Raw genomic sequence first — 13,452 nt, 5'->3', positions numbered from 1 at the left:
ATGAAATTCGACAGGCCAAGCCGTAGGAACGCGTCGGTCACGGCCTCGATTGTCTCAGCGATACCGTTCATTTAACCGGCTCCAGATCATGTGCGCAGACAAGGCAAAGCGATTGAGGTTTGCGCACAAAAGAGCCGAGTAAAGGATCGCAAGCGCGCCGTAGGTGTAAACGCCGGTCGAGCTTGGTTGCTCGAGCGCCAGCGCCAGCGCGAGGTTTGACAAGAACAGGACAGCGAGCAGGCAGGACAGGAGCCGCACTGTCGGCGTCCAGTACATTTGCCGCCCGTTGACCGCGATGGCCACCGCGTAGAAGGCGCCGAGCATCACCGCCCCGGCGCCATACGCGCGGTAAGCTGGCCAGGGCGCGACCATGGCCCGCAGGCTGTCGAATGCTGGCGCCGACAGCGCCGCATTCGGCCCCCAGACCAGTATCCAGAGCCCCCAGCCCAGAACGCCAGAGGCGGCGCAATACTCGATTGTACTCAGATTAACATAGGGTCGATTACTGCTCATCTGCCGTTGCCGCCCCGCCGTGCCCCTTGCAGAACCGGCTCACGATCCCGCTCTATGAATTCAGCCATGCGCGTTCCCTTTTAGTTCGTGCGTGATCATCCGCCGGATAAATACGGATCCCCGCCCGTGCCCGGCAGCGCTTGTCATTCGTCGAGAATAGGCGGGCGCAGGCCCATGCCGCGCGGCAGAACCGTCTCGCTCAAGATGTGACCGATCTCATCATTGCCTTGGATATTGTAATGGTAGGTATCCATCATCAGGCCACGGTCGAGGAAGTATTTGGCACCGGCATATCCCATGAAAATTCCGTCATTTTCAGCTACCAACTCGCCCTGCGCTGCGCGGATTTGCTGATATCCGGTCGTATCGCCATCATTTCGGACACCCGTCTGCACCACCACCAGTGGCAGGCGACCCAAACCCGCATGGTTTTTCATTCGCTCATGCAGATCAAGGAACGCCGCCTTGTAAGCTGCCTTTGTCGTGCCGGTTGCAGCATCTATGTTATCACCGTCTTTTTCGCCCTGAGCGATAAGACCGACAATGCCAACGATATTGAGTTTCTTTGCAAGAATATCGTCGAGCGCATTGTCGAACTGGTTTTTGGCAGCCGTCCAGCGTGTGCCAGAGCTTGCCCAATCGGTCAAAAGTGACGTTCCGCCATAGCCGGTATTGACAAAGATCACCCCGACCCTGCCATGCGTCGCCGCGTGGACTGCGCAACCGAGAGACGGTCCAAAGGACCCCTTGCCGCCATCTGCCAGCGCCCCCGCATCGTAGCCGGTCGGGTCCTTGAGCGGCTGAAGATCAAAGGTCGAATGCTGGTATTTGTAGCCTGCGCCTGTCGGTACCACGACAGGAGAGAGCTCATCAGCACGGCCTGACATTGGCGACTGACCAACGCCCCAGACAATGACAAAAGCTTTTGGCAGCGGCAGGGCCGCGCCAATGCCAACGATATCCGCCTCGGCCGCCGCAAGCCTTGCACTCAGGGCAGTTTGGTTTGCGGAGATAATCCCCGCGACGGTATCCGCCGCGTATCTTAGGAACCCGATTCCGAGCTGCATCTTGAAGGCCGTCGCTGCAGATGTATCGCTAAACCCGTCATCGTCGCCGCCGCCACTTGAGGCATTGTCGAAATAGCCCCCATCATAGGCCGTGTCATTCCCGCCGGATTCCGTCACGTAGGTATTGGCTCCCGCGTAAAACCCCAGATGTTCACCCTCGTAAACGCGGAAATCCAGATCCGTGATATCAATCGCATTCAAACCCGCAGCCACGGACACGGAAACTTCACGTTGCGAGGTGAACGTGTTGCCAGACTTTGAAAAAGCCCTCAGTTTCACCGTCCCAGAGCCCGCCGTGAAGATATTCAGAGACTTGCCGATCAGGTTTGCCGTCGCTGGATTGGCAAAGACATAAACCCGATCGGCGACGGTCGCGCTTCCCAAAACTGGCGATGTCGGGCACCCGATTGTGATGGATGATATCGGCCCCAGCCTGCTCGAAAGTGCCTCGACCTCCGTTGCCAGATGATCGCCTTGCTCATATTCCACCAGATCAAAGCCTATCTGATGCCGACCGGATGTATTCGCGCTGGCATCAGAAAAGGACGAAAGGTTTCCCGTCGCATTATACATCCCGCCGCTATCTGCCGCTGCGTTTACATACGGGACGCCCAACGACCCCCCGTAAAAGCCGATATATGCACCCGCCGGAATGATGATCTCGGGCAGATCCTTGAGCGTAAATTCATTTACTCCGGCATCCACATTTATGATGTGATCTTTTCCCAATTGCGTGAAGGTGTTGCTGACCTTGCCCATTATCTTGACGCGGACAAACCCTGCAGAAACAGCAAAGCAACGAAGAGCCGCGAGCTTGCTTGTTACTCCTGCCGGAGCGCCAAAAACATATGTACTGGCGGACGTTCCTGATCCGGTCACGGGGGCCGAACCGGGCGGCAATCCAATCGTCTGGACAATGGATTTGGCCGCCTTGCCGCTGACTTGAGCTTGCAGCCCGCTCGTGTTCTGCGTCCTCACCCACAAAATCGGATCGCTGCCGAGAGTTGTGACAGCGGAGCCAGTGTAAAAGGTAGCGCCTGCATTTACCGTTCCACCCGTGACGTAGACCGATGTTTTTTGCACCTCGTCTGCAGCGTCCATATCGGTTGCGCGGGACCATGCACCCGCCGCGGTAACATAAAGCCCATTCGCTGCTGACGAGCTTTGGTGCTTTACAAGGATTCGGCTGGCACTGGTCAGAACGCCATCGATGGTCTGCTCACCAGAAAGGCTTATGCTCGCAGTAGTCGCAACTGCAACATCAGCTTTGGGCTTGGCGCCCTCAATCCCCAACGCTTCAAGCGCCGCCGCCCTTGCATCCAGGTCCTGCGATTGGATTTCAGCGAGATCTGAGCGAACGACAGAAAGCACGGCCGCAGAAAGATCTATCTCGCCGAGCGTTTCTTCATGAAGCTTAATGATCTCATCCGGCCGAGGCTGATAATCATCGGCATTTTCCGCGCCAGCCCAAACCGCGCGCGGCGTTTTCGTGACCATGTTTGGCACTCCTGTATTTTAGAGAATTGTCACGCTCAACGGCCCGGCGAGCACGCCCGGCACGTTCGAGCTGTTGATCGCCTCGGCCCAATACGTGACCGAACTGCCCGGCGAGAGCCCGGCATCCGTCCAGCTGTCGGCGTTTGACGGAATGCCGTATTCCGTGCGCACGAGGTCCGCCGAGGCGAAATCTGTGTCAGTTTCGTTGCGATAAATCCGGGCCGCGTAGAACTGCCCGTCATTGGGCGCGACATAAGAGATCTCGACCGTGCCGGGCTCCGGCGTGACCGTAAAATCCCTGAGCGCCCCGGGCGGCTCCTGATTGGCAATCGCCTCGAGCGTGAGCGGCACCTCGGGCACCCAATCGGAGGCGCGGCCGTTCTCGACATTGCGAAACTGGCCCTCATAGGTCGTGACATCGACCAGCCCGCGCGTCGTGACGCTGAATTCGCCTTCAGGCGCGTCATAGATCTGCCAGGTCTGCCCATCGCTCGAGCGCAGGCGGAACTGCAGAAAATAGAATTCCGGCTGCGGCGCGACCGACCAGATCGCGAAGGCAGCCCCGCCCGCAGAGCTTCCGAGCTCGGCCGTGAACCCCGAAGGTGGAGCAACCTCGCTCACCTCAGTCGAGCGGTCATAGCGCGGCCGCTGCGGCTCCTCTGTCGCCGCGACAAAGGCAAAATCCTTCTCGGCCGTGCTGACCGCCTCGAGCCCGAAGGTCGAGCGATCCGCGCCCCAAGTGAGTTTGCCGATCTCAATCGGGAATGCGAGGCCGAGCTCGGAATGCCGGAACCAGGCGAACCGCTCACCGATCAGATCATAGCCGGAGAATTTCAACTTGCCCGAGATCCGGTATTGCGCGGATTTTGTGCGCGCCATGCGCTTGTTGACCCGGCTGGCCTGATTGTGATTGCTGATCAGGTAGGCCGCAGCCTCCTCGCGATTGCGCCGCGCGCTCGGATCTTCGATCCAGGCGCCGGACGGGCTTTCGCGCCAATCGTTCAGCGGTTCGGGATATTGCACCACAAATTCCGACGGCGCGCCAAGATCACGACCATCCGAGATCTGCAGCGTCTCGAAATCCGCCTCGCTCAGCGTCACGGTCGGCTCGATCCATCGACCGACACGGAAACCCACCTTGCCATCGGGACGCTCAAACGTGAACACATCCCTCGCCGCCATCACCTGCGCGCGGATATCCTCGAAATCCATGTCATCCGAGATCGTTCCATCAAGGCGCCAGCGCGGTTGCAGATTGCCCTCGGCGTTCAGCACCGGCTGATCGCAGACATCCGCCTCAAGTGCGACCTCATCCCAATCGACCTCGAGCCCCTGATATTCGACCAGCTCATGCGCCCAATTGAGGGCGAGGTTGCGCGTGAACCGGAACTGCCCGTCACGCGGATCATAGATCCGGTCGTTCCCATCCCAGACGGGATTATAGGCGGGCTCGCGGCCGGTCGGATACACCTTGGCGTATCTTTTCTGCGCAACACGGTTTGCGTTGATGACTGCATAACTCAACCCCGTCATGCGATGCGCAGGCGTCCACGATGCAAAGTTGGCCATCAGCAAAGGATCAGCCGCCTGCCCCGGCTGGCCTGTATAAGGGTGGATCGCCATATACTTGCCCGGCGGATCTGTCTGCACCAGTCCTGCGCCGTTGATCTCGACCTCGCGCTCATCGAGCCAGTGCGACACCGGCCCGCGCGTCGAATGCGCCGCGATGATCACAGAATAGATCCGCTTCTTGTTCGCAAAGCCCGAAAACCCGAACGGCCCCCCCTTGCGGGCGCGCCCATAGAGCCGCTCTTGATAGGTCAGCGCCTGCGCGAAATTGACCATGCGCGCCGAAGGTTTCGGCAGTTCGGGACGCGGGCGCAGGGCGTTTGCAATCGCCGAGAGGCCGAGGCCGACCACAAATTGCGTCGCATAAGCGCCAAAGGTGGCGGCAGCCGTTGCCGAGAGCCCAACCGCCGCCCCGGCGGCCGCGAAGGTGCTTGAGACGGCTGCGATGAAGGTCGAGACCGGCTCAGCCTTGGCAGGCGTTGGCGTGAGCGCGGTCGTGGCGAGCAGTGCTGCGATGAACAGCGCCTTACGCATGAGAACCCGCCGAATAGCCCACTGACCAGGCACGCATCACCCCGATCACATGCGACGGCGCAAGCGTGGTTGTGCCGCGCTGGATGCTCTTGACCGCCCAGCCTGCAGGCCCGAGGCAGAGTGCTGCGACGGGGCGTACCTGCCCCTCGAGCAGGATCTTGATCACCCCCACGTCCCCCGCGACAGGCGCTGCCGTGCGCGCCAGGCCCGCGATGCCTTCCATGCACTGCGTCGTGATGCGCAGCGGATCGCGCAGGAAGCCGGTTTCGCGCTGGCACGATCCTGCAGAGTCGTATGTCATGCGCAGATCGCGCGCGGGATCGATGCCCGTCACCCGTTCGACCCAATCGCAGACCACAAGGCAGCAGTCGCTTTCGCCCCAGAGGAACGGCAGCGATGCCCAGCGGTGAAGTTCAGCGTAAAGCGGTGTCATCCGAACAGGGGCTCCTCTTGAAAATTCTGTGTCGGGATCTGGCGCAGCGATGGATCGCGCGCCCCGATCAGCAGGCCATGATCTGTTTCGTTGTAGACAAGGCGGCGCGACGTTCTGCGGCCCTCGAACGCGCTTTCATAGGTCAGCGTGAGGGAGCGATCCTGCGCGTCGTTGAGGTTGTAAATGATGCGCCGCATGATGCGCGTCATGACCGGACGCGGCGCCACTTTGGGCGCATAGAAATCCGCGATCTCGCGCCCCGGCTGCACAAAGAACTGGATCTTGCGGCCCTGGATATACTGAGACCCAAGCGCACGCACCTGCGCCACCAGGTCCGGTGCGTCGGGATCTTGAAAGAACGACAGCGCCAGCGACCCTGTGGGTGCCACGCCATCAATTGCAAACTCATCATCGCCCGGCCGGATCAGCTGCGAGCCAACCCAGCGTTTGCCGGTGATGTCCTCGAACACGCCATCAGCCCCAACGATGAAGCCGAAATCACCGTCCGGCGTGTTGATATTGGCAAGCTGCAGGCAGTAGATCCGGGCATCGCGCGGATCGAGATCCTCCCCGTAAAAGCTCATCGTAGCCACTCCACAAGTTCGAGTTTCGGGCGCGCCACACGGGAGAGCCCATATTCCGGCCGCGCACTCATATCTCCCGCCAGCTCGAACAGGCCCCAACCGCACAGGCTTACGCGATCACCGGCTTTGATCGCCGCACGCAGCGGCATCTGCACCCCGAGCTCGAGATCCCCGGCGCCGAGATCGCGCACGCTTGTCACAATGAAAGGCAGATCCGCCGCGCTCATGATCTGCCCCACCACCGGGCGCAGATGCGTGCCCTGCCGCACCTGCAGGAGCTCGGCACCCTTGGGCGCATCACCCACCGCATTGACCGCCGCGTCATAGGTGAAGCCGTAGCCGGTAGACAGGCGTTCCCCCGTCGAGAACGGCAGGCCGCGTTCCCGCACATCGCGCGGCACATTGGCCAGGCGGTCATAAGCAACAGGGTCGATCATCGGCACACGCAACACATGGCTGCGCCCCTGCGCCGCCGCCCGGATTCCCCGCCAGCGCGCCGCCTGCGGGCCCGGCAGCACCATGTCGGGGGATCCGATCCAGCGCGGAAAGCGGTTAAAAACCACCTGATCCACCCCGTCATTGCCGCCGATGGACTGGCCGCGCCAGTCGATATCCCAATCAACGGAGGTGAAGCGGATCAGATCGGGCGGAATATTGATGATCTTGCGGTTCATGTCATGGTGCCCCGCTGGTAATAGCGCTCGGATCGCGCGCCATGTGACACCTGCCCCGATTTGGCGGCCCCCTGGATCATCGGCGCATTCGCCTGTCGGCTCACCGAACTCACACGCACGTCGAAATAGTCCGACGGCACCACCTCGACGCGCATCGCGCCACCGCCGCCGCCCTGCCCCAGTTTGTGATTGGGGATGACCTGTGCGCCGCGCGGCAGGTTGACCAGCTCGCGCCCCTGTTCACCGACCCAAGCCATGCCGCCAGGCGCGGAATTTGTGCCATTGGCAAAGCCCGGAATGCTTGCCGTGAGCATCGAGCCGAGAGAGCTCGAGATCCCCGAAAACACCGCATTGCCGACCGAATCGAGCATCATGTCGGAGATCTTGGAAAACACGTTGGCAAGCGCCTCGCCCATCGTCATGGCTTGTGTCACCACGCCCTTGAAACTGTCGGTCATGGTCCCGCGGATCGCCTCGCCTGCAGACTTTGCCGCCTTGGCCGCCTCAGACATTGGCGCGGCTAACCCGCTCTTGACGCCTTTGGCGCCCTTGCCTCCACCGCCTGCACTCTCGGCCACGCCGTCCAGCGCCCCGGCGAGGCGATCCGCCGCTGCGGCGCCATCCTCAAGATCGCCCGCCGCGCCGTTGATCGGCACCAGCGATGCGGCGACCGCGTCCGCCACGGATTGACCCGCTGCCTTGATACGCTCACCGCCAGATACGATACTGTTCTCGGCGCTGTCGAAAAGACCATCCGCGACAGATCCCATCGCACCGCCGAGATCAGAACTGCCGAGCGAGCCCATGCCGAGCGTCGAGCCAAAGGAACTTTCCGCGAGCGCATTCCAGGCACCCGCCATGCCGTTCACCAGCATATCCCAGCTCTTTGCGATTTCAGCGAAGGCGCGCACAAAGGATCCGGTGATTGCCGAGGCGACCCCGGCCATGATTTCCAGCAGCCCCCAAGCGGTGTTGCCAACCGCCAGGAACGTAGCCTTGCCAACATCATAGATGCGGCTGATCCCTTCGCCGACGCCGCCCGCAGCCGTCACGACCCGGCCGAACCAATAGACCAGCTCGCCTGCCCCTACGACAAGTGCGCCGATGCCGGTGCGCACCAGCGCACCGCGCAGGAATGCCAGCGCCCCCGCAAAACTCAGCGTGGCAAGACGCGCCGCGACCAGGGCGGCGACATAGCGCACGCCGAACAGGGTCGCGGCCGTGCCGACATAGGTCGAAATCCTGAGAATGTTTTGCGCGAGCGACGTGAAAAGCGTGTTCAGCGGTCCGCCCTTGACCGCCAGGGAGGTGAAACCATCCGCGAACGCCGTTATCACCGGCACCATCTCGGTCGCGATCTGGTAGGCGAACCCCTTGAACACAAGCGCAACCTCGCCAAGCGATGCTTTGGCCCCCTTCATGGCTTCAATGGTCTCACCCGACAGAACCGCGCCAAATTGTGCGGCACGCCCGCCCAGCCGATCCAGTTCCGCGCCATTGTTTCTCAGGAGCGGCACGAGATTGGTCAGATCGGATGCCATGGCCTCGAGATAAAACGTCATCTCGCCTTGAGACAGGCCTGCCTGCTCAAGGCTGGAGACGTAAAGCTGCAAGGCCTGCGGCCCGCTGAGCTTGCGGAATTGCTCTGCCGTGACCCCGACCTTTGGCGCGATATTTTCGAAGAAATCGGCCATAGGGCCGCCACCGGTGCTTAGAAAATCCCCGACCCGATCATTCACATCCTTGAGAATGTCGGCGAGCTTGTCCTGACCGATATCCACCGACTCTGCCGCAGCCGCCCATTTCTGAAAAACATCGACAGGCGCGTTCGAGATCGCCGCGAAATTCTTGATTTCGCGCGCGGAATTGACCACGCCAATGGTGAGCGCGGCAAGCGCTGCCCCAAGTCCCGATGCCATGGCTGACACAGCCATGAATTGAGATCTCATTCGCGAGAGAGGCGCGTCAACGCGGCTCGCCCCACGTTCAAAATTGGCGCTATCAAGCCCCAGATTGACCCGCAGCGCGCCAATAACAGATTGTGCCAAAGTGTTGTTCCTTAGTCAGTGCGCGCCCCCCACGCGGTCGCGAGCAGGTCGAACATGCTTTGCAGATCCTCATCGGATTGCGGCGCGCCGTGCGTTTCTGTGCGCCCCGTCATCTCGGCGAGCGACATCAGGCGCTCCTGGCGGTGCAACGCCTCGATATGCCAGGCAAGCCAGGCGCGGCCGTCCTGCTCCCGCTCGAGGCGATCATGCGCGCCGCGCATCTGCGCATTATATTCCCAGAGTGAGAGGCCCCAGAACTCACCCGGCGGCAGACCCGCCGAGACATACGCCGACAGCATCGAAAACAGCGTGAGCGGCGCGCCGCCCCCTACTTTCCCGCAGGCGTGTCTTTCTGATAAGGCGACTCTTTCTGCGTGGGCGCACTGGCCTGAAACAGGCGCATGAGCGCGCCCGTATCTTCGCTGATGATATCGCCGGCATCCCGGCGCGACGCCTCGGGGTGATGGCGCAACAGGCAGCACTGCATCATCGTGATGATGTCACGCACCGAGGCGTCGCCTGTTTCGGCATTTTGTGCCCAATCAAGCCCGTTCATGCCGGTCAGCGACTCGAATTCGGCCAGGGCGTTGAAATCCATCCGCAGGGTGTATTCTGCGCCCTCCGCCTTGACCGTGACTTCCCCCTTGAAACGATTTGCCATGTTATGCCCCCGCCCCCGGCGCTGCCGCCGGGACCAGGACGGGCAAGCCGTGCGGGCGAATCGTCGCCGTGGCGGTCATCTTGCCATTTGTGAGTTCGCCGGGCTCATAGGTCAGGAAAAACCCCTCGAACTGCATCTTGACGCCATTGGGCGCCGTGATCTGATACTTGCCGGACTTGGCGAGAAAGGCGTCCATCATGGGATCGGGCGCCTTAGGTTCCCAATTGAAATCGAATTCGCAGGGCGTTGCCTCGAGCATCGCCCCGATGAATTCCTTGAGCATGTCCGGACTTTGGAGGTGCGTCGCGTCCTCCTCATCGCGCGAAAAGCCAATCGGCTTGATCCGCGTCACCTCGGCCTGATCGGCATAGTCGCCGGGCGTGGCGCCCTCGATCCCGAATTTCGAGCCATAGCCCGTGTTTGCCTTTGTGCGTGGCATTTTCAAACCCTCCAGTTTGTCAAAAAATCAAGTGATGATCGAAACGGGCGCGCGGCATTGATCTCGCCGCTTTCACGCCCGCTGCGCGGCCCGGCATCAAGCCAGACCCCGCGAAAGTGCCCCCCCGCATAGCCATGCAGCAAATCGCGCACCACATGCCCGAGCATGGCTGCAGCGCCGTAGGTGTTGCCGTAAGCGTCGATTTGTATCCGCCCGACAAACAGCCCGTCGCTGCCCGCCAGCGTCGCGCCCGGCATGTCGCCGATCACGTTCAGCACAAGCGCCGGATATTCTGCGCCCTGCGGATGCACGCCCCAATTGATGCGATCCGCGCAGAGATCAGTGATCGCCGCCGAGCCGAGCAACAGCGCGCGCAGTTCCAGTTCCATGATTCACCGCCCCCGTGCTGCCCGCGCCGCGCGTGCCTCAGCCCGCTTCACGGTCTTTTCGATCTCGGCCCAAAGCTCGGCTTTCAGGCGGTTCAGCATGTCCTGCTGATCGCTGTCCCAGGCCGGGCGCGCGAAGGGTTGTGGCGCCTGATTGGACGTGCCGAATTCGGTCAAATGCGCCTGCGGCAAGGGCCCCGCGCCGACGAACATTTCCACGCTTGCCTTGTCATCACGCACCGCCTTGCGGTGCAGCTTGCGCTGGCGCGCCGAAAGCTTGGTTGAAACGCCAATGCTGTCGCGCAACTCGCCCTCATCCTTGGGTGCCCCGGCTTCCATCTTGTCGGCCAGCGGCTGCGCTGATTTGCGTAAAGCCCGCCGCAACGCACCTTTGCCCGTACCTTTGCTCAGCTTCCTGAGCTCGGCCTCGAGCTCGGCAAAGCCCTCGAGCCTCATCGTCACGCTCATGATGTGATCTCGGCCGTCGCGGCGATTTCATAGAACCGGCGTGGATCTTGCGAATGCTCGCGAATGCCGGTGATCTCGTATTCGCGCCCCTCGCACAGGATGCGATCCTGCGGCCCGAGCTGCACGGTGAATTCCGTGCGGCGCACGGTAAAACGCGCCGAGATCGAGGCACCCACCTGTGCTGCACGCCAGCGCTCGCCGTCGCTCACCTCGACCTTGCCGCCTCGAATCGGCGCGCCAAAATCGGCGAAAACCTCTGTTTTGGAATAACCATCATCGGCAAGGGTTGCTCGCCGGATCTGCAGCGCCCGGTCAAGAGAGATCGCACTGACCGCCATCAGCTATGATCCTTGTGCGGCGCGAGCAGATCGCGGATGCCGAACGGGATCTCCGTCGCTGGCCCCTCCGTGACCCCGTCGCGTTTGTTGTCATACCAGAGTGCGACCAGCATTTTGACGGCCATGGTGCAGGCAAGCGGCCAGGCGCCTGGCAGTTCCTCATCGAGATTGCGGCGCGTGTAGGACTGCACGAATTCCTCGGCGACCGCCTGCAGATCGCCCAGGAGCGGATCGTCCACCGAGAACTCGACCGCATTCACATGCCGCTTGATGTCGTCGAGCGTGACCTGGCTCACTTACCCGACCCCGCCTCGGCGTCCGCCCCGGCCTTGGCCGCAGCCGCTTTCTTGCCCTTGGCCTCGGCCGCCTCCTGTTCCTCGATCAGCAGCGCCTCGCACAGCGCGGGCGAAAGCGCCCCCCCCTTGGCCATGGCTGCAGCTTGGCGCGCCGCCAGATCACCTTTCTGCGCCTCGAGATCCTTTTTCGTCGCAGGCGCGGCGAACTTGCGCGCGCTCAGCGTGTCGGCAACCTCTTTGTGTCGCCGTTTGCGCATGTCAAAGTCATAGATGACATTGGCGCGCAACTGGCCAAGTGCAGTCGTCTGCGTCCGGTTGAGTTTCAAGAGCATGGCGCCCTCCTCTTAACGTGAAAGGGTGCGCGAGGCCTGGACTGCCCCGCGCGAGGCTCAGGCGAAGGTGAAATCGCCCGTCACAAGGGCCGTGCTGCGCTTCGTCGCCATGGCAAGGCGCTTGCTGCCTTGCATGGTGACCAGGCCTTCGACAAAGTTGGTGCCGTGCTCGGTCGAAATCAGGATCTCGCTTTGCTGACGATCATAGAGTGTCGCCGCCATCGCGAAATTGCCCGTCATCCACTCACCCGCAGAATGCGAGAGCGTCGGCACCACATCCAGGCCCCAGAGGACTGGCGTGGATTGTGTGTTCGGATTGCCAAAGATGTAACGGCCCTGCGTATCCTTGAGCAGTTCGATCCCGGCCCAGTCAATCGGATGCAGGGTGATACCGTTGGCGGCATAGTTGCCAAGCGCCACCTGCAACAGGCCGAGGCGCAACCGGTCAATCCGCGTCGCATTGGGCAGGCCAGCCGAGGCCGCGAACGCCTCGGCGGATGTGAGCAGGCCCAGCAGGTTCTGCCCGGTACCGTCGCCGGAAAGGATCTGTTGCTCCTCTTTGAGATCAAGCCCATAGCGCATTTCGCCGTCAATCTCGCCCTGCAGCTGACCGCTGTCAGAAAGCGCTTCCTTCGAGATATTGGTGTGATGCGCGATCTTGCGCACATTGGCCTCGGCCTGCTCCCAGCCATAGGAGCTTTCCGGCGAGGCGGCGCCCTCGGCTGTCATGCCCGCATTGTCATCCCGCAGAACCTGCCGCGCATATTTCACGACATCGCTTTCCGTGGTTGCCAGGGTCAGCAACGCGCGGATCGGCAAGCGCTGGCGCGGCAGGTTGGCGGGCGTGCGATCCTCCGTCGGCCAGATCAGGCCACCCCCCGAGCCTGATGCCGAGGTGATCGCATTCTGCGGCGCCAGGACAATCGAGCCCTGCACACCGCGACCGACCCATGCCTTGAGATCGTCACTCGCGGCGATCTCCTGACCCACGGTCTGCGGCGCAGACCCGCGACCCCCGAGACCTGCCGCCACATGCTGCTCGAGATCCTTGTTGCGGGTTTCCAGCCCTTCGAGCTGGCCCTCAAGCTTGCTCATGGCATTAGACAGCCCGTGAAACTCGGCAAGCGCCTTGTCGGCCGTGGTCTTGGTTTCCGCCGTCAAGTCGCCGTTGCGCTTGGATTGCGAAAGTGCATCCTCGGCCACCTTGCGCACATCGCTGCTCACCCGCTCGAGTTCCTGGCGCACCTGCCCGAGCAGTTTTTCGACATTGCCGCCCGCATCCATGCGCGGCGCGCCGCGCACACCCGCAGGCACGGCAGCAGCATGCGCGGCAAGGCTCGCCGCGTTCAAAAGAATTGCTTTAGTCATCAGCTTGATACTCCGAAAGATTTGAGATCCTGCAGCAGCTCGGCGAGCCCCTGCGATACATCGACAGCGCCAGGCATGTCGTCCGGGGCAGCGCCGGGCTTGCCCCCCTTGAGCCCGCGCAGCAGCTCGCGCCGCGCGGAATTACTGAGACCGAACCGCGCCGCGATCAGATCGAACTGACGTTCGGCCCGCAGCGCCTGCGCAGGCGCATCATTGCCGCCGGTCTCCAGCGCATCGGCAGGCAG

Annotated in this window: 16 protein-coding genes and 1 pseudogene; all 17 read right to left on the bottom strand. The window is 62.0% G+C overall.

Translation table 11 applies throughout. From position 1 onward, the window contains the following. Positions 1-54 precede the first annotated feature (54 nt). On the bottom strand, positions 55-513 hold the full coding sequence (locus P775_RS13635) for a hypothetical protein (protein ID WP_099911503.1): 459 nt from the start codon (positions 511-513) through the stop codon (positions 55-57). Between the two features lie 143 nt (positions 514-656). Beyond that, positions 657-3,077, bottom strand: a complete 2,421-nt coding sequence (locus tag P775_RS13630; RefSeq protein ID WP_099911502.1) for a sialate O-acetylesterase — start codon at positions 3,075-3,077, stop codon at positions 657-659. Between the two features lie 18 nt (positions 3,078-3,095). Continuing rightward, positions 3,096-5,180 carry a phage tail protein gene (locus P775_RS13625; protein ID WP_099911501.1) on the bottom strand — a complete coding sequence of 695 codons (2,085 nt, stop codon included), beginning with the start codon at positions 5,178-5,180 and terminating at the stop codon, positions 3,096-3,098. Further along, positions 5,173-5,613: a DUF6950 family protein gene (locus P775_RS13620; protein ID WP_099911500.1), complete on the bottom strand. Its 441-nt coding sequence runs from the start codon at positions 5,611-5,613 to the stop codon at positions 5,173-5,175. Before P775_RS13620 ends, P775_RS13625 begins: the two co-directional genes overlap by 8 nt. Continuing rightward, positions 5,610-6,197, bottom strand: a complete 588-nt coding sequence (locus P775_RS13615) for a hypothetical protein (RefSeq protein ID WP_099911499.1) — start codon at positions 6,195-6,197, stop codon at positions 5,610-5,612. The genes P775_RS13620 and P775_RS13615 overlap by 4 nt, the downstream gene beginning before the upstream one ends. After that, on the bottom strand, positions 6,194-6,871 hold the full coding sequence (locus P775_RS13610; RefSeq protein ID WP_099911498.1) for a hypothetical protein: 678 nt from the start codon (positions 6,869-6,871) through the stop codon (positions 6,194-6,196). Before P775_RS13610 ends, P775_RS13615 begins: the two co-directional genes overlap by 4 nt. Next, positions 6,868-8,805: a hypothetical protein gene (locus tag P775_RS13605; RefSeq protein WP_143520904.1), complete on the bottom strand. Its 1,938-nt coding sequence runs from the start codon at positions 8,803-8,805 to the stop codon at positions 6,868-6,870. The genes P775_RS13610 and P775_RS13605 overlap by 4 nt, the downstream gene beginning before the upstream one ends. A 125-nt stretch (positions 8,806-8,930) precedes the next feature. Then, positions 8,931-9,218 (bottom strand): hypothetical protein, encoded by a 288-nt coding sequence (locus P775_RS13600; RefSeq protein ID WP_099911496.1) that lies wholly within the window; start codon positions 9,216-9,218, stop codon positions 8,931-8,933. A gap of 29 nt (positions 9,219-9,247) precedes the next feature. Further along, positions 9,248-9,580, bottom strand: coding sequence for a GTA-gp10 family protein (locus P775_RS13595; RefSeq protein ID WP_099911495.1), 333 nt, complete (start codon positions 9,578-9,580; stop codon positions 9,248-9,250). A 1-nt stretch (position 9,581) separates the two neighbouring features. Next, positions 9,582-10,019 carry a phage tail tube protein gene (locus P775_RS13590; RefSeq protein ID WP_099911494.1) on the bottom strand — a complete coding sequence of 146 codons (438 nt, stop codon included), beginning with the start codon at positions 10,017-10,019 and terminating at the stop codon, positions 9,582-9,584. A gap of 2 nt (positions 10,020-10,021) precedes the next feature. Beyond that, a complete protein-coding gene (gene gp17, locus P775_RS13585; RefSeq protein WP_099911493.1) occupies positions 10,022-10,408 on the bottom strand; it encodes a tail completion protein gp17 in 387 nt (128 codons plus the stop codon). A 3-nt stretch (positions 10,409-10,411) separates the two neighbouring features. Continuing rightward, positions 10,412-10,873, bottom strand: a complete 462-nt coding sequence (locus P775_RS13580; RefSeq protein ID WP_099911492.1) for an HK97-gp10 family putative phage morphogenesis protein — start codon at positions 10,871-10,873, stop codon at positions 10,412-10,414. Next, positions 10,870-11,211 carry a phage head completion protein gene (locus P775_RS13575; protein ID WP_099911491.1) on the bottom strand — a complete coding sequence of 114 codons (342 nt, stop codon included), beginning with the start codon at positions 11,209-11,211 and terminating at the stop codon, positions 10,870-10,872. Before P775_RS13575 ends, P775_RS13580 begins: the two co-directional genes overlap by 4 nt. Continuing rightward, the gene (locus P775_RS13570; RefSeq protein ID WP_099911490.1) at positions 11,211-11,507 is read right to left on the bottom strand and encodes a head-tail connector protein; all 297 of its coding nucleotides are present in this window, start codon (positions 11,505-11,507) and stop codon (positions 11,211-11,213) included. The genes P775_RS13575 and P775_RS13570 overlap by 1 nt, the downstream gene beginning before the upstream one ends. Beyond that, entirely contained in the window at positions 11,504-11,839 is a 336-nt protein-coding gene (locus P775_RS13565) for a hypothetical protein (RefSeq protein WP_099911489.1), read from the bottom strand. Before P775_RS13565 ends, P775_RS13570 begins: the two co-directional genes overlap by 4 nt. A gap of 57 nt (positions 11,840-11,896) precedes the next feature. Continuing rightward, on the bottom strand, positions 11,897-13,207 hold the full coding sequence (locus tag P775_RS13560) for a phage major capsid protein (RefSeq protein WP_099911488.1): 1,311 nt from the start codon (positions 13,205-13,207) through the stop codon (positions 11,897-11,899). Then, positions 13,207-13,452: pseudogene (locus tag P775_RS13555) on the bottom strand (head maturation protease, ClpP-related); the annotation flags it as partial. The gene P775_RS13560 and the pseudogene P775_RS13555, both read right to left, overlap by 1 nt.

The sequence above is a fragment of the Puniceibacterium antarcticum genome (genome assembly GCF_002760615.1).
Lineage (GTDB): Bacteria > Pseudomonadota > Alphaproteobacteria > Rhodobacterales > Rhodobacteraceae > Puniceibacterium > Puniceibacterium antarcticum.
The sequence above is the reverse complement of the archived record's forward strand: the minus strand, read 5'-3'. Positions and strand labels throughout refer to the sequence as shown.

Excerpts from the sequence above, each read along its gene's own strand:
- P775_RS13635 (WP_099911503.1), bottom strand. The coding sequence starts at position 513 with ATGAGCAGTAATCGACCCTATGTTAATCTGAGTACAATCGAGTATTGC.
- P775_RS13630 (WP_099911502.1), bottom strand. The coding sequence starts at position 3,077 with ATGGTCACGAAAACGCCGCGCGCGGTTTGGGCTGGCGCGGAAAATGCC.
- P775_RS13625 (WP_099911501.1), bottom strand. The coding sequence starts at position 5,180 with ATGCGTAAGGCGCTGTTCATCGCAGCACTGCTCGCCACGACCGCGCTC.
- P775_RS13620 (WP_099911500.1), bottom strand. The coding sequence starts at position 5,613 with ATGACACCGCTTTACGCTGAACTTCACCGCTGGGCATCGCTGCCGTTC.
- P775_RS13615 (WP_099911499.1), bottom strand. The coding sequence starts at position 6,197 with ATGAGCTTTTACGGGGAGGATCTCGATCCGCGCGATGCCCGGATCTAC.
- P775_RS13610 (WP_099911498.1), bottom strand. The coding sequence starts at position 6,871 with ATGAACCGCAAGATCATCAATATTCCGCCCGATCTGATCCGCTTCACC.
- P775_RS13605 (WP_143520904.1), bottom strand. The coding sequence starts at position 8,805 with ATGGCTGTGTCAGCCATGGCATCGGGACTTGGGGCAGCGCTTGCCGCG.
- P775_RS13600 (WP_099911496.1), bottom strand. The coding sequence starts at position 9,218 with ATGCTGTCGGCGTATGTCTCGGCGGGTCTGCCGCCGGGTGAGTTCTGG.
- P775_RS13595 (WP_099911495.1), bottom strand. The coding sequence starts at position 9,580 with ATGGCAAATCGTTTCAAGGGGGAAGTCACGGTCAAGGCGGAGGGCGCA.
- P775_RS13590 (WP_099911494.1), bottom strand. The coding sequence starts at position 10,019 with ATGCCACGCACAAAGGCAAACACGGGCTATGGCTCGAAATTCGGGATC.
- gp17 (WP_099911493.1), bottom strand. The coding sequence starts at position 10,408 with ATGGAACTGGAACTGCGCGCGCTGTTGCTCGGCTCGGCGGCGATCACT.
- P775_RS13580 (WP_099911492.1), bottom strand. The coding sequence starts at position 10,873 with ATGAGCGTGACGATGAGGCTCGAGGGCTTTGCCGAGCTCGAGGCCGAG.
- P775_RS13575 (WP_099911491.1), bottom strand. The coding sequence starts at position 11,211 with ATGGCGGTCAGTGCGATCTCTCTTGACCGGGCGCTGCAGATCCGGCGA.
- P775_RS13565 (WP_099911489.1), bottom strand. The coding sequence starts at position 11,839 with ATGCTCTTGAAACTCAACCGGACGCAGACGACTGCACTTGGCCAGTTG.
- P775_RS13560 (WP_099911488.1), bottom strand. The coding sequence starts at position 13,207 with ATGACTAAAGCAATTCTTTTGAACGCGGCGAGCCTTGCCGCGCATGCT.